This is a genomic window from Staphylococcus sp. GDY8P67P, assembly GCF_017892545.1.
In the GTDB taxonomy this organism is placed as follows: domain Bacteria; phylum Bacillota; class Bacilli; order Staphylococcales; family Staphylococcaceae; genus Staphylococcus; species Staphylococcus ureilyticus.
In genome coordinates this window covers 29568-52193 of sequence record NZ_JAESLH010000008.1, presented here as the reverse complement: position 1 = coordinate 52193, position 22626 = coordinate 29568, and the positions used below count along the sequence as shown (strand labels likewise).

At 33.2% G+C, this 22626-nt stretch carries 20 protein-coding genes; 14 read left to right on the top strand and 6 right to left on the bottom strand.

Annotated features, from left to right (window positions below):
• Positions 1 to 2 precede the first annotated feature (2 nt).
• From KA833_RS03740 to KA833_RS03700, 9 genes are all read left to right on the top strand, one after another.
• Positions 3 to 974: a sugar kinase gene (locus KA833_RS03740; protein ID WP_070657506.1), complete on the top strand. Its 972-nt coding sequence runs from the start codon at positions 3 to 5 to the stop codon at positions 972 to 974.
• 28 nt (positions 975 to 1002) lie between these two features.
• A complete protein-coding gene (locus KA833_RS03735; protein WP_070657509.1) occupies positions 1003 to 2040 on the top strand; it encodes a TRAP transporter substrate-binding protein in 1038 nt (345 codons plus the stop codon).
• Positions 2015 to 2524, top strand: coding sequence for a TRAP transporter small permease (locus tag KA833_RS03730; RefSeq protein ID WP_107360019.1), 510 nt, complete (start codon positions 2015 to 2017; stop codon positions 2522 to 2524). The genes KA833_RS03735 and KA833_RS03730 overlap by 26 nt, the downstream gene beginning before the upstream one ends.
• Positions 2521 to 3816, top strand: a complete 1296-nt coding sequence (locus tag KA833_RS03725) for a TRAP transporter large permease (protein WP_046207232.1) — start codon at positions 2521 to 2523, stop codon at positions 3814 to 3816. Before KA833_RS03730 ends, KA833_RS03725 begins: the two co-directional genes overlap by 4 nt.
• Before the next feature lie 15 nt (positions 3817 to 3831).
• Positions 3832 to 5238 carry a glucuronate isomerase gene (gene uxaC / locus KA833_RS03720; RefSeq protein WP_040029914.1) on the top strand — a complete coding sequence of 469 codons (1407 nt, stop codon included), beginning with the start codon at positions 3832 to 3834 and terminating at the stop codon, positions 5236 to 5238.
• A 2-nt stretch (positions 5239 to 5240) separates the two neighbouring features.
• Positions 5241 to 6272 carry a mannonate dehydratase gene (uxuA, locus tag KA833_RS03715; protein WP_046207233.1) on the top strand — a complete coding sequence of 344 codons (1032 nt, stop codon included), beginning with the start codon at positions 5241 to 5243 and terminating at the stop codon, positions 6270 to 6272.
• Positions 6272 to 7093: an SDR family oxidoreductase gene (locus KA833_RS03710; RefSeq protein ID WP_046207234.1), complete on the top strand. Its 822-nt coding sequence runs from the start codon at positions 6272 to 6274 to the stop codon at positions 7091 to 7093. The genes uxuA and KA833_RS03710 overlap by 1 nt, the downstream gene beginning before the upstream one ends.
• 405 nt (positions 7094 to 7498) lie before the next feature.
• Positions 7499 to 8029 carry a glycosyltransferase gene (locus KA833_RS03705; RefSeq protein ID WP_245336261.1) on the top strand — a complete coding sequence of 177 codons (531 nt, stop codon included), beginning with the start codon at positions 7499 to 7501 and terminating at the stop codon, positions 8027 to 8029.
• Between the two features lie 207 nt (positions 8030 to 8236).
• Complete coding sequence (locus KA833_RS03700; protein WP_070657524.1) at positions 8237 to 9310, top strand: YkvI family membrane protein; 1074 nt, start codon at positions 8237 to 8239, stop codon at positions 9308 to 9310.
• A gap of 71 nt (positions 9311 to 9381) precedes the next feature.
• Here KA833_RS03700 and KA833_RS03695 read toward each other — a convergent pair whose 3' ends face one another.
• From KA833_RS03695 to KA833_RS03685, 3 genes are all read right to left on the bottom strand, one after another.
• Positions 9382 to 10557: an Nramp family divalent metal transporter gene (locus KA833_RS03695; protein WP_371090922.1), complete on the bottom strand. Its 1176-nt coding sequence runs from the start codon at positions 10555 to 10557 to the stop codon at positions 9382 to 9384.
• Between the two features lie 61 nt (positions 10558 to 10618).
• A complete protein-coding gene (locus tag KA833_RS03690) occupies positions 10619 to 11563 on the bottom strand; it encodes an agmatinase family protein (protein WP_210127956.1) in 945 nt (314 codons plus the stop codon).
• Between the two features lie 222 nt (positions 11564 to 11785).
• Complete coding sequence (locus KA833_RS03685; protein WP_073343508.1) at positions 11786 to 13030, bottom strand: Glu/Leu/Phe/Val family dehydrogenase; 1245 nt, start codon at positions 13028 to 13030, stop codon at positions 11786 to 11788.
• A gap of 834 nt (positions 13031 to 13864) precedes the next feature.
• Here KA833_RS03685 and KA833_RS03680 point away from each other — a divergent pair.
• Together KA833_RS03680 and KA833_RS03675 are read left to right on the top strand one after the other, a co-directional pair.
• A complete protein-coding gene (locus KA833_RS03680; protein WP_070039436.1) occupies positions 13865 to 15247 on the top strand; it encodes an amino acid permease in 1383 nt (460 codons plus the stop codon).
• A gap of 75 nt (positions 15248 to 15322) precedes the next feature.
• Positions 15323 to 15799: an SRPBCC domain-containing protein gene (locus KA833_RS03675; protein ID WP_046207241.1), complete on the top strand. Its 477-nt coding sequence runs from the start codon at positions 15323 to 15325 to the stop codon at positions 15797 to 15799.
• Positions 15800 to 15950: 151 nt separating this feature from the next.
• On the opposite strand, the gene KA833_RS03670 is transcribed toward KA833_RS03675, so the two are convergent.
• Positions 15951 to 17132 (bottom strand): MFS transporter, encoded by a 1182-nt coding sequence (locus tag KA833_RS03670; RefSeq protein WP_107525616.1) that lies wholly within the window; start codon positions 17130 to 17132, stop codon positions 15951 to 15953.
• 123 nt (positions 17133 to 17255) lie between these two features.
• On the opposite strand from KA833_RS03670, the gene KA833_RS03665 reads away from it, so the two are divergent.
• A complete protein-coding gene (locus KA833_RS03665) occupies positions 17256 to 18146 on the top strand; it encodes a LysR family transcriptional regulator (RefSeq protein WP_040029925.1) in 891 nt (296 codons plus the stop codon).
• A 185-nt stretch (positions 18147 to 18331) separates the two neighbouring features.
• Here KA833_RS03665 and fusF read toward each other — a convergent pair whose 3' ends face one another.
• Positions 18332 to 18976, bottom strand: a complete 645-nt coding sequence (gene fusF / locus KA833_RS03660; protein ID WP_040029926.1) for a fusidic acid resistance EF-G-binding protein FusF — start codon at positions 18974 to 18976, stop codon at positions 18332 to 18334.
• 409 nt (positions 18977 to 19385) lie between these two features.
• On the opposite strand from fusF, the gene KA833_RS03655 reads away from it, so the two are divergent.
• Both KA833_RS03655 and KA833_RS03650 read left to right on the top strand, forming a co-directional pair.
• Positions 19386 to 20342 (top strand): NAD-dependent epimerase/dehydratase family protein, encoded by a 957-nt coding sequence (locus tag KA833_RS03655; protein ID WP_046207245.1) that lies wholly within the window; start codon positions 19386 to 19388, stop codon positions 20340 to 20342.
• Positions 20343 to 20871: 529 nt separating this feature from the next.
• Entirely contained in the window at positions 20872 to 21948 is a 1077-nt protein-coding gene (locus KA833_RS03650) for a branched-chain amino acid aminotransferase (protein WP_210127958.1), read from the top strand.
• Between the two features lie 135 nt (positions 21949 to 22083).
• Here the strand turns inward: KA833_RS03650 and KA833_RS03645 are convergent, their stop codons facing one another.
• On the bottom strand, positions 22084 to 22599 hold the full coding sequence (locus KA833_RS03645) for a cupin domain-containing protein (RefSeq protein WP_348634316.1): 516 nt from the start codon (positions 22597 to 22599) through the stop codon (positions 22084 to 22086).
• Between the last annotated feature and the right edge of the window lie 27 nt (positions 22600 to 22626).

Here is a 22626-nt window from a genome sequence, read left to right as displayed (position 1 = left end):
CAATGACGGTCTATGGTTTTGGTGAAGTATTATTACGTTACACGCCACCAAATTATGAACAGTTGAAAGATGCCAATACGTTTAAAGTAAATGTTGGTGGTGCAGAATTGAACGCACTTGTGACATTAGCACAATTTGGACATACGACTGAAATGTTAACGGTATTACCCAATCACGCGCTAGGACATTTAGCATTACAAAAAATGTTTCAAACACGTGTAGGTACTGCTTCAGTGAAATATAATAATGGCCGAATTGGTACATATTATATGGAAGAGAGTTTCGGATTTCGTAGCGGCAAAGTGATTTATGATCGCGAACATTCAACATTTGCGAATCATGGTGAAGATGTAATGGAAGAAATTAATGCTCAAAGTGGAGATTTCTTTGTATTTACAGGTATTACGTTAGCTGTAAATAAAATGATTCGTCATCAAATTGTCGATGTATTAAAGCAACTAAAGCAACAAGGCGTTAACATAGTGTTCGATATTAATTTTAGAAGTAACTTATGGTCAAAAGAAACAGCAGTACCAATAATAAAGTCAATTTTACCATTTGTCGATGTTCTATTTTTTGGAAAAAAAGATGCTACACATTTGCTTGAAACTAATGATTTAGATGATGATATACAGATATGTGCAAAAACAATTCAATCCGAATACGACATTGATTTGATGGCTTCAAGTAATAGAAATATAGAACAAAGTACATTACAAGGTATTATGCTGACAAAAGAAAAATATATTGAAGGCCAAGCATATACTTACACTGTTTTAAACAGAATCGGTGCTGGTGATGCATTTATGGCAGGTGTATTACATGGATTGAATAAAGCATGGCAACCAGAAGATACAGTAGATTTTGCAACAAAATGTTCTGTTCTACAACATACGACAAATGAAGATGCACTAAGTGTACAAGAAAGTGATGTATTTAATTTATCAACGCATTTTGGAGAACTGAAACGATAAAAATTGCAATATAAGGGGTATAATCTTTATGAAGAAATTTACACTCCTTCTTGTAAGCGCATTCTTTACGATGGGGATGGTATCGATGTTGCTTACAAATAAGGAGACGATTGCTAAAACAAAGACAAAAGAGATCATGTTAGCGCATAATCAGCCAACGGAACATCCTGTCCATAAATCTTTAAAAATTTTTAAAGATAGATTAGAAAAAGAATCACATGGTCAAATAAAAGTGAATATTTATCCGAATGGTCAGCTCGGTAGTGAGCGTGAAGCAATAGAAATGACACAGACGAATGCAATTCAAATGACTAAAGTTTCGGCTGGGGCATTGGAAAGTTTTTCGCCAACGTATTCATTATTTAATATGCCGTATTTATTTGAGTCAGAAGAAAATTATCGACACGTAATGAAACGTAAAAACGTACAAGACGCTTTCTTTAAATCGACAGGGGACCAAGGATTTTTAGGTATTACTTATTATGATGCAGGTATGCGTAATATCTATACGAAAGACAAAGAAATCAAAGACAACAAAGATTTGAAAGGCTTGAAGATTCGTGTTCAGCCAGGCAAAACAAGTGTAGATTTAATTAAATCGTTAGGTGGCACGCCAACACCGATGGATTATGGTGAAGTGTATACTGCAATGCAATCAGGTGTTATTGATGCAGCAGAAAATAATGAAACATCTTTAACAACGAATAACCATGGTGAAGTTGCAAAAAATTATTACTACACAGAACATGCAACCGTACCTGATATTTTAATCATGAACAAAGAGACCTATGACAGCTTGACGAAACAACAACAAAAATGGTTAGAAGATGCAGCAGATTATTCCACAAAAAAACATGAAGTAATTTGGGATAAAGCAGTGAGCGATGCTAAAAAAACAGCGACAGAAAAAATGGACGTGAAGTTTCACGATGTAGACAAATCTACATTTAAAGCGACTTCAAAACCTCTTCAAGATGAATTTAAAAATAATCCGGATACGAAAGCGGATTATAAACTAATCGAGAAGGAGGAACAGCGCTATGAAAAAAGCAAAGCAAATCATTGATAAATTGTTGTTAACGCTAGCTGGTATAACGCTTTTTGTTATGGTTATTTTATCGGTTTATCAAGTTGCAACACGCTTTATTTTTAACACACCGAGTACGACGAGTGAAGAAATTGTTAGATTCTTGTTGATATGGTTTGGGTTATTGAGTGCAAGCTATGTCTTTGGAATCAAACAGCATATTGCCATTGTATTTATCAGAGAAAAATTGCCTGAGAAAGTACAGTTATACTTGGAAAAGATTTCGGACATTATATTAATTATCGTGGCACTCGTGCTCATGATTTGGGGCGGTTTTGAAGTTGTGAAGTTAACTTGGTCTCAAATCGCGCCGTCAACAGGTTTATCAATGGCTGCAATGTATAGTGCATTGCCAGTTTCAGGAATATTTATTATTTTCTATGCATTTTATAATTTATTTAGTAAAGAGACAATGACTACAATTCAAGCGCGTGATGAGCTTGAAGGCGGTGATGGCTTATGACAATGATTGCGGGATTAGTATTATTCATCACTTTCTTCATCTTTCTTATCATTGGCTTACCGATTGCATTAGCGATTATTTTAAGTTCTATTATTACGCTATTATTGATCTTACCATTCGATGTCACTATCGTAACTGCAGCACAGCGTATGGTTACGGGCATTGATGATTTTACGATGTTAGCGATTCCGTTATTTGTGCTAGCAGGTATCATCATGAATAACGGCGGCATTGCATTTAGATTAGTTAACTTTGCGAAGGTACTCGTTGGCAGATTGCCAGGATCATTAGCGCATACCAACATTGTTGGGAATATGCTTTTTGGTTCCATTTCTGGTTCTAGTGTTGCAGCAGCTGCTGCCATGGGTCGTATCATGGGACCAATGGAAAAAGCGCAAGGTTATAAAAAAGAATATTCAGCAGCAGCAAATATCGCTTCAGCACCTTCAGGTTTACTTATCCCACCGAGTTCACTATTGATTGTTTATTCATTAGTCAGCGGCGGGACATCCATTGCAGCGTTATTTATCGCGGGTTATATTCCAGGAATTCTATGGGGTATTGCTTGTATGATTGTTGCTTATGTCATGGCGAAAAAACAAGGTTATAAAGTATCAGAGAAAATTAGTTGGAAAGATAGATTATTCTTAACATTGGATGCATTACCGAGTTTATTTTTAATAGTAGTAGTGATTGGTGGTATTGTCGGAGGAATCTTTACAGCAACAGAAGGTGCAGCGGTCGCAGTTTTATATTCTGTAGTACTTTCGCTAATTTATAAAAGCTTAAAAATCAAACAATTATCCAACGTTATCAAAGAAACAGCTGAAATTAGCGGTATGATTTTATTTCTAATCACCGCTTCGGCGTTATTTTCACTTGTGATGAGTTATACCGGCTTACCGGAAGCAATATCCAATGGCATTATCTCAATGACTGACAATCCAATTGCACTGTTATTATTAATCAACGTTATCTTATTAGTCATTGGTACTTTTATGGACATTACACCAGCAGTACTTATATTTACACCAATCTTTTTACCGATTTCAGAAGTATTAGGTCTTGATCCCATTCATTTTGGTATCATTATCGCTTTTAACTTATGTATTGGTAATATCACACCACCAGTTGGTAGTGCGTTGTTTGTAGGAGCAAGTGTAGGCGGTGTACGTGTTGAATCAGTATTTAAATATTTAATTCCATATTTTGTAGCTTTAATTATTTTAATGCTAATCATTACTTTTATACCACAATTATCATTATTCCTTCCAAAATTATTAGGATTATAGAAAAGGAGCAATTATATGACTTTAATTAATGACAATTTTTTATTAAATAGTAAAACAGCAGTAAAACTATACCAGAAAGTTAAAGATTTACCGATTTATGATTTTCATTGTCACTTAGATCCAAAAGAAATTTACGAAAATAAAAATTATGACAATATTACACAGTTATGGCTAGGTGGAGATCATTATAAATGGCGTTTAATGAGAGCTTATGGCATTGAGGAAGCTTTTATTACAGGCAGTGTTGATGATTTTGATAAATTCCAAGCATTTATGCATATGTTACCGTATGCGATTGTAAATCCGATGTATCATTGGTGTGCATTAGAATTAAAACGCTATTTTAATGAGGATACAGATTTAGATAAAGTGAATATCAGTAAATTATATAAATCATTAAATAAAAAGTTAGCAAAACCTTCACATACACCACAAAATCTAATTAAGCAAAGTAATGTTAAGGTGGTATGTACGACAGATGATCCATGTGATGACTTAAAGTATCATAAGTTATTAAACGAAGATAGCAACGTTACATTTAAAGTTATACCTACATTTAGACCGGATAGTTACGTTTTCTTAAATCATGAATCTATCAATACAAAAATTGACCAATTGAATCAAGCGACTGATTGCGACATCCAAGATTTAAATACTTATATTGATGCATTAAAAGCACGTGTACATTATTTTGATAGACAAGGTGCGCGCAGTTCAGACCAAAGTTTTGAAAAGACACCTTTAGTAACAGCAACGGTTGACACAGCAACTGAAATTTATAATGCGCTCAAGCGTGGCGAACAAGTAACAGAAACTGAACAATATGAATTAGCAGGTTATATATTAACTGAAATTAGTAAAGTTTATGAAGAATTAGGTTGGGTTGTACAATTCCACCTTGGACCAACAAGAAATAATAACTCAAACATGTTTAAAATTACAGGACCAGACAGTGGTTTTGATAGTGTAGGTGAACAGTTGAGTGCTAAAAAATTAAATGCATTGCTAGATCATCTTGAGCAAAATCATGCGTTATCAGATACCATCATTTACCCCAATAATGGCAATGATCATTTAATGGTACAAGCAACTGCAGGGAACTTTACAAATAGTCATCACAAAGTCCAACTCGGTGCTGCATGGTGGTTTAACGATACAAAAGAAGGTATGGAACAACATTTAGTAGAGTATGCTAATGTCGGTTTATTATCTAAATTTGTAGGCATGCTCACAGATTCACGTAGTATGATTTCGTATACACGTCATGAGTACTTTAGAAGAATATTATGTAATTTCTTAGGAGATAGAATTGAAAAAGGTGAGATTCAATTATCAGAAGAAACTATCACTCAAATAGTGAAAGATATTTGTTATAACAATGCAGTAAAATTATTCAAAATAGAAGGCGTTGAGGAGGTATAACCATGGAATTATCATTTCGTTGGTATGGGGAAGATGACCCAGTAACATTAAATAATATTAGACAAATTCCAGATATGAAACAAATTGTTACAGCAATTTATGACATTCCAGTTGGAGAAGTTTGGACTAAAGAAAGAATTGCAGCATTAAAACAGTCAATTGAAGATGCAGGTTTGAAATTTGAAGTTGTAGAAAGTTTACCTGTCAGTGAGGAAATAAAGCTTGGTACAGAGAAACGCGATCAACTCATTGAAAACTATAAAACTTCATTGATTAATCTCGCAGAAAATGGTGTTAAAACAGTAACTTATAACTTTATGCCGGTATTTGATTGGACACGTTCACAATTAGACTATGACTTGTCAGATGGTTCCAATACACTGATTTATAACCATGATCAAATTAAAGATATTGATCCACTAACGACGAATTTAAATCTACCAGGTTGGGATGAAAGTTACTCGCGTGAAGAGATGAATCAACTGATTACATCCTATCGTGAAACCTCAGATGAACAATTATGGGACAATCTGAAATACTTCTTAGATGCTGTGTTACCAACTGCTATCGAACATGATGTGGATCTGGCGATACATCCGGACGATCCACCTTGGCCGATATTTGGCATACCACGTATCATTAAAAACAAAGAAAGCTACGAACGTTTATTAGCTATTAGTAATGATACACATAATGGTATTTGTTTCTGTACTGGTTCATTAGGTTCATTAGCAGAAAACGATTTACCGAATATGATTCGTACATTTGGTGATCACATTCATTTTGTACACATGCGCAATGTTAAACGTATTGGTGATAATTCATTTATAGAAACAGGCCACTTATCTAAAGATGGCTCAGTAGATATGAAAGCTGTTACTGAAGCACTGAGAGATATAGATTACAAAGGGACTATCAGACCTGACCATGGACGTATGATCTGGGGAGAAACAGGTAAAGCTGGTTATGGCTTGTTTGATAGAGCTTTAGGTGCAACTTATATTAATGGCTTAATAGAAGGAGTGAGTAAATAATGGCAACACAATTCAAAGATGTTAATGTCGTTATTACAGGTGCGACAGGTGTGATTGGTTCTACTTTTGTCAAAGCACTTGTAGAAAAAGGTGCTAATGTAGGTATATTAGGTCGTTCAGAAGACAAAATTATAGAATTACAAGATGAAATTGATAAAAATAGACAACAAACTGTAGCGCTCGTTGCAGATGTGCTAGATAAATCAGCTTTAGAGCAAGCGAAACAAACATTCAATGATAAATTTGGTGCAATTACAATACTTATCAATGGTGCCGGTGGTAATCATCCTGATGCGACAACGAATGATGAAATGTACGATAAAGCAGGCGACAAAACGTTCTTTGATCTCACAGAAGAAGGTGTAGATAATGTATTTAAATTAAACTATACTGGAACATTTTTACCATCACAAGTATTCGGCAAAGATGTTGTGGCATCTGAAACAGGAACAATTATCAATATTTCATCTATGAACGCCTTTACGCCGTTGACAAAAATTCCAGCCTACAGCGGTGCAAAAGCTTCAGTAAGTAACTTTACTCAATGGTTGAGCACTTATTTTGCAGGGCAAATTCGTGTTAATGCAATTGCACCAGGATTTTTCGAAACAAATCAAAATAAGGCATTGCTAAGAAATGAAGACGGTTCTTATTCAGAACGTGCTCAAAAAATTCTTTCACAAACGCCAATGGATCGTTTTGGTGTACCTGAAGATATTTTAGGTACATTGTATTGGTTAATGGACCATGATATGAGCGGTTTTGTAACAGGTATTGTGGTTCCAGTAGATGGTGGCTTCTCATCATATTCTGGCGTATAAATTAAATAAAATAAATCAAATAAAAATCAACACTTTCATTGTTATAAGGATGAAAGTGTTGATTTTTTTGTTTGATTTATTAAGTACTAACCATTCTGCTTTAAGAAATACTTTTACGAAGGGAATATATATTTAATAAAAAATAATTAATATTTAAATATATAGTCGATAAAAAATAAATAAAAAGAAACAAAAAATATAAATGAGCATACAAAATTAATAAGAGACAGTTATCAAATTTTAAAAAGAGAAAAAGATTTTTCATATAAATATAATTCATTATTCGTCGAACATTTCGATGAAATCGAAAATTATTTAAACAATAGTGTTTTGATGTCCATTAATCAAAAGTCTAGAAATCCTATATTTGATTTTTATAGTCATTTTAGAATATCTAAAATTAAAATGTTAAATGCAATTTTTGATAAAAATATCAAAGTATATATAAATATAGGAAGGTACGATTACCAAAAAGGACATGATAAATTAATTGATGCATTTGATGAAATTTATCAAAATAATAAAGATGTATTTTTAATTTTAGTGTGCCCACATGGTCCATTGAAGTCACAAACAATAAATAGAGTTCGAAATTCTATTGCTAAAGATAATATAGTTATTTTAGGTGGAACGAATAATCCATATCCTTTAATAAAAAAATGCAATGCGTTTGTTTTGTCCTCTAATTATGAGGGGCTTGGTCTTGTTGTATATGAAGCTTTAGCACTTGATACTGATGTGATTACAGTTGATATTCCAGAAACAATTCAATACTTAAAAGATGAACAGGCCATTATCATTCCTAATAGTAAAGAAGGCCTAGTTGATGGTTTGAATAAGCATGTGAAAACCAACTATAAATCGAAAACTTTTGATTTTGACCCATTCCGAGAAAAATCAATTATTGATTTTGAAAAGTTATTTTTAAATAATTAATCAAATATAGCAACTTCAAATTAGTTACTAGCTTGATTAGTAATTTATATTTGTTACCATTAAGTTATTGATTAATTATAAAAAATCATTTTAATATTTATGGACTAATTTAACTCGTGTTTTATTAGTCCGTTTATTTTTTGGTGTACTATATTTTATGATTTTTCATAGTACATAGTAACTAACTTCGAAGGGGATGTATGATCAATGAGTAAAGATAATAAGGCAGCAGTTAAGACTGCGCTCGCTTATCTTAGTTTTATAGTTGGCGCAGGATTTACAACTGGCCAAGAACTTTTACAATTCTTTGTTAACCATGGAAATTATGCATATATTGCAGTGATTCTTACAGGTATTATTGTAACGTTTGCGACTAGGCAAATTTCAAAAATGGGTTATCGCTTGGATGCGAATACATATGAAATTTCATTGAACCATATTTTCGGAAAGTATGTAGGTAAGATTATTGATTATTTAACTATTTTCTTTTTATTTGGCTTAACTGTTGTTATGATTGCAGGCGGCGGCTCTGCACTTTATCAAGGATTTGGGCTTCCAATGTGGACAGGTTCATTAGCAATTGTAATTTTGCTTTTTATTGTGCTACAACTTAGATTTAATAAAATCATGACAATACTAAGTGTAGTGACACCATTTTTAGTCATCGCAGTTTTAGTGATTGCGGGCTATAATATTATCAATCCTACAATTCCATTTTCAGAGGTAGAACATTACACAAAACCATCTAAAACATCTAGTTCCATATGGTGGTGGGATGCGATTGTTTATGGAGGATTAATCATTGGCAATAGCTTTAGCTTCCTAACCATCGTTGGTAGTGATGCTATGAGTCATAAAACAGCACGCAGGGGAGCATTTTATGGTGGCCTATCTTTTAGTATATTGTTATTAATTATGACGTGTGGATTAATGGCTAATATCCACAACGCCAATAGTGTAGATATTCCTACATTATTATTGGCAAATGATATACATCCTTATATAGGTGTATTTATGTCAGCGGTGATGATTGGTGTTATTTTCAATAGCTGTATCGGTATGTTGTATCCATTTTTAAGCAGATTTACACGACCAAGTAGTAAAGGATATGTTGCACTTTTAACAATTTCTTTAATTGTGGCGTTTATCTTAAGTTTTATTGGCTTTGTCGATCTAGTGAATTTCGTGTTTAAAACATTCGGTTATATCGGCCTGTTTATCAGTGCTGCGCTATTAGTTAGATGGGTTTATAATAAATTTAGTGAAAAACGTTTAATGTAATCACTAAAAACATAAATAAAAGACGTATAGTAACCAATTTTGTATATAATTGGGCTATACGTCTTTTTTATTTAAGATAGAAAGCTAGTAATTGCGTCAACTAGACTATAAAGACCTAAGAAAGTAACGATTAAAACGACAACAAAACCGATAATATTAAGCCAAATATTATTGACAAAACGGCCCATTAGATTTTTCTTGTTGATGATAATAAAAATTAATATAGCAACGATGGGTAAAATAATACCATTTAAGGCTTGTGCCACTAATAATACTTCTAATGGTTCAAATCCGAGTGAGGATGTTGTAATACCAATAAGGATAATGACTGCAAAGACAATCTTGTATTTTTTGCTTTCCATGCCACCTTTCCACCCTAATAAGCTGCTTATTGTAGCTGCCGCTCCAGTAGGGGAAGCAATAGCAGATGAAAGCCCTGCTGCAAACAAACCGATGCTAATTGCAAAGGGAGCGGCATCGCCTAAAACAGGTTTGAGTGGACCAGAAAGTTGAATAATACTTTTGACTTCATCACCACGAATTAATGTGGCAGCAGCAATAAGAATAGCTGCTGAAATGATACCACCAACAGTAATCGAAATAATAGTATCCCAACGCGCAAACTTGAGTTCTTTTATACCATTAAAACGTTCGTGTACCGCTGTGGAATGGATGAAGAAATTATAAGGAACTACAGTCGTTCCGATTAATGCTATGACAGTTATTATAGAACCGTTCGGAATTGTAGGTACAAATACACCTTTTAAAATACCAAAAATATCAGGCTTAATGACGATCATAGTTGTAATAAAGATAATGCCCATGATGACCATCAGGAAAATCATTATTTTTTCTAAAAATTTATAATTACCAAATAACCCAATGAGTAAAATAATAAAGCCGATGATAGGTGCTACTAGGTTTTCTGGTAAATTTAATAGATATGCTGCACCAAGTGAAGTTCCAATTAAATCGCCACTGATGTAAGCGGCACAACCAATGGTTACAGCTATTAATGTAAACCATACAATGATTAGTTTTCCTACTTTATGAGCGAATAATTCTTGTATCGCTTCGCCTAAACCTTCTCTTGTTACAAGAGATAGTCGAATAATCATTTCTTGGAGCACGATGGTTGCAACAATTGAGAAAACAACAGCCCATAACAGGCTATAACCAAACCCCGCACCACCTTGTGTCATCGTTGTAACGGTTCCGGGACCTATAAATGAAGCGGTGATAATCATACCAGGACCGAGAGATTTAATAATCTTCCTTACATTTTTGACCAATGTCATCACCCCTCATTTATTTTGTGTTATTTAAATAATTCGCATGGCCCGCAAGTACATATAATACAGCTGTTGAAACGAAATGGGCAGAGTTTTGGTTAGCGTCTTGCATTGGGTAAACTTCAACATAATCCATACCGCATAAGCCTAATGCACCAAATTCATATATCATTGTTAATAGCTCATAAGAACTTAGTCCATTGCCATCTACTGGCCCGCCTGGATTAAAGGCAAAGTCTAGTACATCACTACATATTGTTAAATACACGACATCTACATCTTTACTCGCCTGTGCATAAATATCTCTAGCATATTGTTTTAAATCCTTAGCAGCTCTAATATCATTGATCGTAAGTGTTACTGCACCAGCTTCTTGAGCGTAACGGCCTGTTTCTGGTTTGTTTCTAGGACCATGAATACCTGTATGAATGATACTTTCATTACGTATACCATCTGTTTCATATAGTCTCATGAATGGAGTGTTACGTGCGTAGGGTTCTCCTTCATAATCGGGCATGTTATCATAATGCGCATCCAAATGTATAATGCCCACTTTTTTACCCGTTTCCGCCAGTGACTTCAGAATAGGGTAAGTGACACCATGTTCACCACCAAAACCAACTAAAAATTTCTCGCTTTCCCATAGTTTTTTAGTGAATTTTTCAATGTTTTCGTAGCTTTGTTGATTATTGTGCGCAACAAAAGGCACATCACCTACATCGCCCATTGTTAAATGTTCACTAATATCAATATGGTTTAATTCTGGTAAATATTGACTGTAACGTGCTGAGCAAACTCTAATTTGCTTTGGACCTAATTCAACGCCAGTATAGTCACCCCAAGTGCTTTCACCTTCAAAAGGCGCACCATAAATTATGACATCTGTATCTAAATTATCTGTAGATGTGAGATTTTTACTATTTAAAAAGCATGGTACATTACCATAAATATTGTTTTTCATATTGTATAACCTCCCCTTTGTTGTAAATAAGTATATATTGGATAATTTTTTATTTCAAATAAATTCAGAAAATTCTATTTTTAAACCTTTTGAAAATGTAAATATTTTAATAGGAAAGTATTTTTATATAGAAATTTAGTCTGAGAGTAAAAACTAAGGTATAAAAAAAAGCTGATTCAAATTTGAATCAGCTTGTTGCAACATGGAATAGGGAATAAAGTATTATGCCCAACCACGGAAACGCGTTGCTTCAGCCGTACGTTTTAGACCTACAACATAAGCTGCTAAACGCATATCCATTTTTCTATTTTCTGCTAAATCATAAATTTTATTAAATGCTTCAACCATTTTTTCTTCAAGTTTCGTGATAATTTCTTCTTCCGACCAATAATAGCCTTGATTATTTTGCACCCATTCGAAGTAAGACACTGTTACACCACCTGCACTAGCAAGTACATCTGGTATGATTAAAACGTCACGGTGGGTTAATATTTTAGTCGCTTCTTGTGTCGTAGGGCCATTAGCTGCTTCTGCCACAATCTTAGCTTGAATTAAATGGGCATTTGTTTCTGTAATTTGATTAGATAGTGCAGCAGGAATCAAAATGTCGCAGTCGAGTTCAAATAATTTTTCATTAGGAATGACGTCTTCAAATAATGGTGTTACACGACCATGTTGTTCTTTTAATGCTAGAAGATGTTCAATATCGAGCCCCTCAGGATTATATAAAGCGCCTCGACTTTCTGATATCGCGACAATTTTAGCCCCTTTATCATGCAAAATTTTAGCAATAAAACTTCCGGCATTGCCAAAACCTTGAATCGCTACACGAGAACCTTCGATATTAATATTTCGATGTTTCGCAGCTTCTTCAATTGTGATTACAGCACCTAGCGCTGTGGCTCGATTACGTCCTTGTGAACCACCTAATGAAAGCGGTTTGCCTGTAATAAATGCAAATGCATTTGAGCGGTTGATTTTACTGTATTCGTCCATCATCCAAGACATGATTTGTGGGTTTGTATAAACATCTGGTGCTGGAATATCACTGGCAGGTCCTACAAATTGTGAAATAGCTTTAACATAACCACGTGATAAACGTTCTAGTTCTAAATTACTCATTTCTCTTGGATCACATATGACGCCACCTTTACCACCACCAAAAGGTAAGTTTGTGATGCCGCACTTCATTGTCATCCACATGGATAATGCTTTCACTTCCTCAACATTCACATCAGGATGGAAGCGGATACCACCTTTGGTAGGTCCTACGGCTTGATTGTGTTGTGCACGATAGCCTTTAAAAGTTTTAACAGTGCCATCATCCATACGTACAGGAATTCGTATTTCTAAAAATCTTAAAGGCTCTTTGACAAGTTCATACATACCATCGTCAAACCCTAATTTATGTAAGGCTTCTTTCATAATTTCTTGAGTCGAAGTTACTAAGTTATTGTTTTCTGTCATGTTTATCTCCTCTATCATTACTTCAATACTTATAAGTTACTTATATATAAATGTTATCGATAATAAGATATAAAATCAATACATAATGACTGAATTTTTATAAAAGTTTGAAAATTCAATTAATACAAAATATATGATTTTTTGGAGAGAAATTGTCTAGTTTTATGCTTGGATAGGGGGTGATTATAGCCGAGAACTTTAAGTGATTGCTTATAGTGTTGAAAAACAGCGTCGTATAATTGATTAATTATACTGAAAAATTAATAGATATAGAAAGGTATATGATGTTGTAGATAGTAAAATTTAATGTTACTTAAATATGAGTAATCGTTTATAGTTACAATCGATTTATAGGGATGAGTAAAGGGATAGTAATGATTAAATACATGTATATCTATTAGAAAGGCTATATTTTTTGTTACACATTGTACTGTGACTTGTCTATCTGAGTTAAGAACTATGCCATAATGTAACTACTTTATTATAGCTATGAAGCATTAAGAGACATACTTTTTTAATATGAATTATTTACAATTACCATAGACTTTAACACACAACGAAGATATAGCACGCAAATATCATGATGTACAATGAAAGTAAAAATAAATAAAATAGTAATTCACTAATAAACTTTATAGTATAAATGAAACAATAGTGTAATAACACATTTTTATTTAAAATAATTTTGAAGAATAGTTGTAATTTTCAGAAAAAAATAATATTATACAATCAAACATTTTTGATTTATAGTATTTTGCAATTTGAAATTAAGGGGTATGATTTTAAGTTCTATATGTTGATTATGTTTTAAAACAAAGGAATTGGAGCAAATTTATGACAAATAAATTAAACAGAGAGTTAAGCAATAGACACATTCAACTTATTGCTATTGGTGGCGCCATTGGTACTGGCCTATTTTTAGGGGCGGGTCAGTCTATCAGTTTGACTGGACCATCGATATTACTCACTTACATAATTGTAGGTTTTGTTTTATTTTTATTTATGCGCGCAATGGGGGAAATGTTACTTGCTAATACGAAATATAAAACATTTGCTGATATAGCTCATGATCAAATTGGAGCTTTTGCTGGTTTTATAACAGGATGGACGTACTGGTTAACATGGATAACTTCAGGTATGGCAGAAATTACAGCTGTTGCTAAATATGTAGAATATTGGGTTCCAGATTTACCAAATTGGATTACATCATTAGCTTGTATCTTGATACTCATGACTTTCAACTTAACGAGTACAAAAATGTTTGGTGAGTTAGAATTTTGGTTTGCCATTATTAAAGTTGTGACTATACTAGCACTCATAGTTGTAGGTGTAGTGATGATTATATTTGCGATCCAAACGCCATTTGGAAAAACGAGTATATCTAATATTTATAGTAATGGTGGATTATTTACACATGGTGCTTCAGGTTTCTTTATGTCATTTCAAATGGTTGTTTTCTCATTTACAGGTATAGAAATTCTAGGTATTACAGCAGGTGAAACGAGAAATCCACATAAGACGATACCTAAAGCAATCAATAGTGTGCCTATACGTATCTTATTGTTTTATGTAGGGGCCTTAGCAGTTATGATGTCAATTATTCCTTGGCAAGATATAGATCCGAACAACAGTCCATTTGTCAGCTTATTCGCGTTAATAGGCGTACCATTTGCAGCAGGTTTAATCAATTTTGTAGTACTTACTGCAGCATCATCAGCTTGTAATAGTGGTATTTTTGCGAATAGTAGAATACTATTTGGACTATCAGAAAAAGGTCAAACACACCATTTGCTAATGAAGACGAATCATAGAGGTGTCCCTTTTGTTGCAATACTTGTCACTTGTGCATTACTGTCTATAACTGTACTGTTAAATTATTTTATTCCAAATGCGACTCAAGTATTTTTCTATGTAACGGCAATTTCAACTATTTTGTTAGTTGTTGTATGGATGTTCATCATGCATGCGTATGCAAAATATGTGAAATCAAATCCTAACCATCACAAAGAAAGTCAGTTTAAGTTACCAGGTGGTATTCACACTGCAAGATTTGTACAATTATTCTTTGTCTTTGTGTTGTTGATATTATTTATTGTACCTGACACAAGAATGGGTGTTGTATTATCACCAATATGGTTTATCTTACTGGGGCTTATCTATTTTAATTACACGAAAAAAGAAAGAGCGATTCAATCACAAGTTAAAGAAAAAGTATAATAAAAATAATTTTAGGGAATATAACCAAAGTAATGATTACTGATAGGTTATATTCCTATTTTTAGGAGGGAAAAAATGGCAATACAGTATGCTAAAGATAAATCAGGCGTTTATCAAACAATAAATTTGAAAATTAAGAGTGACGTGCATCGTATTTTTGATTATTTAAGTACTACAGAAGGGATACAGCAATGGTTTCCGCAATTGTCATTTCAAGAACGAATAGAAGGCGGGAAAATGTTGTTTCACTTAGACGATAGTGAAGATTTAGAAATGCGTATTACACATTTCGAACCAAATAAAACGATTGGTTTTACATGGGATATTGGAAAAGTGAAATTTGAATTATTTGAACATCAATCATATGTAGAACTCATTTTTTATGAATATTTACCTTTTGAATTTCCACATATTACATTAGATTTTGCTGGTTGGCAATTTCAAACCGAAAGTATCAAAAGGATTGCCGAAACAGGCAAGCCATTATCACAACAGGATTGTGATTTTGATGCGAAAAAAACTGAAATTGAAGCCAGCTTAGCTGTGATTTAAAGTGAAAGGCATTAAAAATGCTTCCAAAACATAAGGCAAGCAAACGACAGTTCATTTTCGTTTGCTTGCCTTATTAATGTGATATAAGTATATGGTAGATGACAAATTTTGTTACATCCACATTTAGATGATTAGATTATAAATGATTATATTAATAATTGTTGTTTTTAGCTGCTTTTTTTCCATGTAATAGGAAATAAAGTACAATTGATAAAATAACGAGCGCAGCCATGGTGATATATAGGTTACGATAACCCATAATTGGAATAATCACACCTAAAATAAATGGTCCTATACCAGCGCCGAAATCTGCAAACATATAGAATGTAGAAGTCGCGAGTCCAATTTTTTTAACTGGAGACTGTTGTATAGCAATGGCTTGTGCGCTTGGAATGATAGTACCATATCCAACGCCAATGAAAATTGCTGAAATAAGCAATAATAAACTTGTGTGTGTTGCGCTTAAAAGTATAAGTCCAAGCATGAAACTAATTAATACTGGATACATCACTTTATTTTCACCGTAATGATCATAAATTTTTCCAGTAAACGGACGTGTAACAAATGTACTCACTGCATATACAATAAAGAAGAAACTAGATGCCGTAGCAAGATTGATTTGTTCTGTATAAACAGTTAAAAATGATAGTACACTAGAATAAGCGATACCAACGAAGATGATTACAACAGATATTGGTAATGCTTCTTTTTGGATATAAGCACTAAGTCCTTTTTCCTTGGAATCATTGTCTGTTGTTGATGGTTCTGCTTTTGGTAACCCTTTGATAAACAATGAGATAACAAAAGCGAAAATAATGACTGCCAAGCTAACGATAAAAATAGATTCAAAACCAAATCTTTGATTTAATATGATACCAGTGAATGGTCCGATTGCTGAAGCGGTCGTTACGCTTAATGCATAATAACCGATACCTTCACCTTTTCGTTTATCTGGAATAATTCTAGATGAAATGGTTCCAGTTGCAGTTGACGATAAACCAAAAGCAATACCATGCAGTAATCTTACGATCATTAATATAAGAAGACTGTTGATTGCAAAATATAAGCCAACTGTAATAATTGAGAAAATAATGCCATATATTAATACTTTTTTAGGCTGCAGATTATCGATGATTCTGCCAGAAACTAAGCGTCCAAATAACATACCGATGATAAATATACCAGCTGCTAAACCACCCATACTTTCTGAAGCGTGGTATTTATCAATTGTAAATATAGTGACAGTGACGATTAATGTATAATGGATTAAATACATTAAAAAGTTTGTCATTGTAATGAAGATAAAATCTTTTGACCAGAGTTTATCGTACATATTTAATACCGTCCTTTAATATAAATTTTTTCAACCATCATTTATTATAATAGATAATCTATACTAATGTATAATTAGAATTTTTTAAGTTTACATAAGCTTTACTGATATAAGGAGGATACAATGAATTTTGAACAATTATCGTATGTTAAAAAGATTTATGAGTTAGAATCTATTGTTCACGCTTCGGAAGCAATGCATATTAGCCAATCAGCGATGAGTCAGTCTATTGCTAATTTAGAGTCAGAGTTAGGGTATAAAATTTTTAATCGTTCACGTAAAGGGACATTGCCAACGGAAGTTGGAAAGCGACTTATACCTTTAATTATAGATATTTTAGAAGCTCAGACGAGTTTATTATCGGAAGTAGAGGCATTGCATAGTAATATCAAAGGTTCATTAAAAATAGCGACGATACCAACCTTATTTAATAAAATTGTACCAAAAGCTTTATCAAATTTTAAAAAAGACTATGCGCATATTGACGTAGAAGTATTTGAAAGTGATAGACAAGAAATTATAAAAATGATTGAAAATAATGAGATTGATATCGGACTTATAGGAAAAACTGAAAATGAAACTTTTAGTCATCACATCGTCCCACACTCATTGAATTTATCTACTGACTTTAAATTAATTGTACCTAAAAAATCTAAACTATCATTAAAAAGCATGGTTGAAATGGAATCAATTAAACAATTTCCTTTTGTCTTGTATGATCGCAATTTTTATCATAATAATTTTAAAGCATTTGAAGATGAAAATGGTCCATTAAAAATTGTGTTTAGAACGAATAATCCAAGTGTATTGATTAAAACAGTTTCCGAGGGGTTGGGTGTAAGTATTGTATCGAGTTTGATGCTAGAAGATGATCCGTTCATACTTAATGGTTTGATTGAGATGCTCCCCATTGGCTCACCATTTGATTATTATATTTATTTTACAGCTTTAACAAATGTTGATCGCGTGAACGAACAAACCATTCGTACTTTTATTGAGTATTTGAAAAATTAAAGTCCCACTTCCCAATTTATTGGGTTAGTGGGACTTATGCATGAGCGGAAGCTCAAGTAAACCTTTAAAGCACTTCCCAACTAGTTGGGTTAGTGGGAGTTATGCATGAGCGAAAGCTCAAGTAATTCTTTGTATTTTGAAGTTAAAGTACTAACATAATGATCATACTAGCGGAACTATAAAACTTATGAGTGGATTTTATCGACGAATTGATAAAATTGTGTAATATCCGACAATTGTTGATTACATTTGATACTGTCAAAACAAATATAGTCACCTTTTTTGGTATATTGTCCATCACCAGAAGTACGTGTTTTACGCATAAATAGAGCGACATTAGATTCTTTATTACAAATTGCGCAATAGCCCTTAACGGTTTGGTTAGCAATGTCGCCATAAAAACCTGTTAAAGTTCCTTGCTCGTTATAATAGATGATAAATTTTCTGTTTGAAGCGATATCGTTCCATCCGATATAAGTACTTTCCAAAAGAATTTCATCACTAATAAGCGGTGATTTAAGCTTTTTAATTTTACGAAAAGTTTTTTCGACTTGTTTTTTTGAAGGGTGTTCAAAGGGTATAACGTATGTCTGTAAAGTTTCTAATATTTTATCTACTTGTACTTTAGTAATACGTATGTTCATTAATTTTTCAATCGCTTCAGTCAACGTATCATCTGTTTGATGAAACTGCTGATAAATGTCTATTTTAGTTGTTTCTTTTATAGAAGCAATTGTATTTAAGTCATTTACTGATTTATAAGCATTAAGTAAATGTGCGATTCGTTCTTTAATATAGTTAAATTGATATGGATAAATTTGTTTTTCCAATTTTTTTAAATTCCTTTCACATTATAATTCTTAAAAGCAAAAGATGCTTTGTGAAAAGAAATTTTAAACAAAGCATCATACTATAGACAGTAATTGCTTTGTATTAATAATGAAGCATTGTTATGCAACATATCATCATCTCCACATATTGTATTTGTTTGTTTTATATCAAATTACCAAAGAAATGTCAAAATCTATATATTATAAAATTTTCCTATATAGCGAGAAGTCAAAAGCTTAACAATCATCAGCTTGCAACGACAATACCGGTAAAATATAATTAGGCGATTCATGTACACGCGTAGTATACAAAAAAGCGCTTTTATAGTACAATATTTGTAAATGATAGATATTTGTCCACTACGAAAATACATTACGATTTCTGTAATAAACAAGGGAGTTTTTGATTATGAAAAAGATAATGATTACAGGTGCTTTAGGTCAAATTGGTACTGAGCTCGTAGTAAAATGTAGAGCGTTATATGGCAATGATAATGTACTTGCCACAGATATTAGAGAGCCAGAAACAGGTTCGGCGATTGCTAATGGACCATTTGAAATTTTAGATGTTACAGATAAAAACAGAATGACGGAAATTGTTGAGTCTTTTAAACCAGATACATTTATGCATATGGCGGCATTATTATCTGCAACAGCTGAAAAAAATCCACAATTTGCATGGGATTTAAATATGGGTGGTCTTTTAAATGCTTTAGAAGTAGCTCGAGAATATGACTTACAGTTCTTTACACCAAGTTCAATTGGAGCTTTTGGACCTTCAACACCGAAAGTGAACACACCACAGGTTACGATTCAACGACCAACTTCTATGTATGGCGTTAACAAAGTTGCTGGTGAGCTATTATGCCAATATTACTTTGATAAATTTGGTGTAGATACAAGAAGTGTTAGATTCCCTGGATTAATATCACATATTAAAGAGCCTGGTGGCGGTACAACAGATTATGCAGTAGATATTTATTTTAAAGCAGTTCGTGAAGGTCAGTATACAAGCTATATTGCTAAAGATACATTTATGGATATGATGTATATGGAAGATGCAATTGACGCTATTATCAAGTTAATGGAAGCAGACGGCGTAAAATTAATTAATCGTAACGCCTATAATTTGAGTGCGATGAGCATTGAACCAGAAATGGTCAAAGCGGCAATTCAAGAGCATTACCCAGATTTTAAATTAAATTACGAAGTTGACCCAGACAGACAAGGTATTGCTGACAGTTGGCCAAATAGTATTGATACAAGTTGTGCTAGAGCAGAGTGGGGCTTTAATCCTAAATATGATTTGACTAAAATGACAGAAGTTATGCTTAAAGAAATCTCAAATAAAGATAAAGTAAGATAATTACTTTTGAAATAATCGATGACAAAGCGATTAAGGTATAAACTTTTAAAAAGTAAGAGCGCTAATTCACTTTGGATTAGTGCTTTTTATATTTGAAGTTATATCATCATGTACGTGAATGCTTCTTGTCTGATATATGGTTTAGCCATATAATCTTGCAGTTATGACGTTCCTTGAGTGTTAGTGTTGTACAATACCTTTGTACAGCTTTTAATACTCAAAAAAGCCTTTTTCCTATCGTTCACTACACAATATCAATGAAAATTTTGAACTTAGTTACTAATATTAATAGATTGTGATATATCAATATCGATTTCCGTAGTATCTCAAAAGATGTGAACGTTCATGCTTTAATTAGTGACATCTATGTATTATCTTCTATATGATGTTACACTTGAATCAATTAATTTCATTAGTTTAACCAAAGATGTTGTTATTTTTTAAATTTTTTGAAAATTATTGAATGAAACTATTCTGATTGGTATAATTTAATGTATTAGTTATTAATAGAACATTGGAGGAAACAGTCATGTCAGAAAAAATAAAATTGATACAGCGTGAAAGCCTTAAAGAAAAACCAGATCCAAGTAATTTAGGATTTGGGGAATATTTCACAGATTATATGCTAAGTTTCGATTACGATACTGATCAAGGATGGCATGATTTGAAAATTGTGCCTTATGGACCGATTGAACTTTCTCCAGCGGCCCAAGTATTACATTATGGACAAGCAGTATTCGAAGGATTGAAAGCTTATAAACATGACGGCGAAGTAGATTTATTCCGTCCATCTGAAAATTTTAAACGTATTAACAATTCTTTAGCACGTCTAGATATGCCTCAAGTTGATGAAGATACGTTATTAGAAGGTTTAAAACAATTAGTAGATATCGAACGTGATTGGGTACCAGAAGGAGAAGGCCAATCATTATACATACGACCATATGTATTTGCTACAGAGGGTATTTTAGGTGTACGACCTTCATATTCATATAAATTATTAATTATTTTATCACCTTCAGGTTCTTATTACGGTGGTGACTCTTTAAATCCGACAAAAATTTATGTAGAAGATGAATATGTACGTGCAGTCCGTGGTGGTGTTGGTCATGCAAAAGTAGCTGGTAACTATGCGGCTAGCCTTTTAGCACAAACAAATGCATCAGCACAAGGCTATGACCAAGTACTATGGTTAGATGGTGTAGAGCAGAAATATGTGGAAGAAGTCGGCAGTATGAATATCTTCTTTGTAGAAAATGGAAAAGTGGTAACACCTGCATTAAATGGTAGTATTTTACCAGGTATCACACGAAAAACAGTTATTGAATTAGCGCAAAACTTAGGTTATGAGGTAGAAGAACGTCGTGTATCTATCGATGAATTGATTGAAGCGCATCATAATGGTGGATTGACTGAGGTGTTCGGTACTGGAACAGCAGCGGTGATTTCACCAGTTGGTCAATTAAAATACGGCGATACTGAAATCGTTATTAATAATAATGAAACAGGAGAAGTAACTCAAAATTTATATGATCATTATGTTGGTATTCAAAGTGGTAAGCTTGAGGATCCGAATGGTTGGAGAGTAGTCGTACCAAGATATTAAATTTCTCCCCAAAAGATAACAATAAACAGCACAATAAAAGGAGCAAGTCAGAAATCTCACGTTTCTAAAGATTTCAGCGTCTTGCTCCTTCTTTTTTGTTGAAAACTATTAACAGACAGTCTGCGATGGTTTAACTTAATGCCAATATTTAAATAGCGGGCCATCCTTGCCATATATTGGATCTGTGTCAGGTAAACTTGCATTTTTGATGTTCTCTATATTTTGTGGCCATTCGTCAGGGTTTCCAGTACAAAAATCATAATCTTGACCATTTGGATAGGCACCTATTACTGCAAAATTATGGTAACTGTGAACTCGTTTATGACCATAACCAGCTGGTATGATAATGACATCGCCTTGCTGAATATCTATATGAGGACCAAATTCACCACCTAGTTGTACGATGGCATTTCCTGAAACGACAATTAGGACTTCATGTGTATTGCTATGATAATGATGTACTGGAAATATGCCGCTACGCCAAGCGTTTGACCAATTGTTTTTATTTAAAATATCTAGAGGACTTTCTTCTTGTTTGATTACATTTTTATATAGCAGTACGGCATATTTAGGGTTGTTTGGAATTGAATCATCACTGTCGCAAGAAATGGTTTCGATTTGAACATTAGGGTTAGGTACCAAACTATTCACCTCTTTTATGGTATTACTATAACTCAT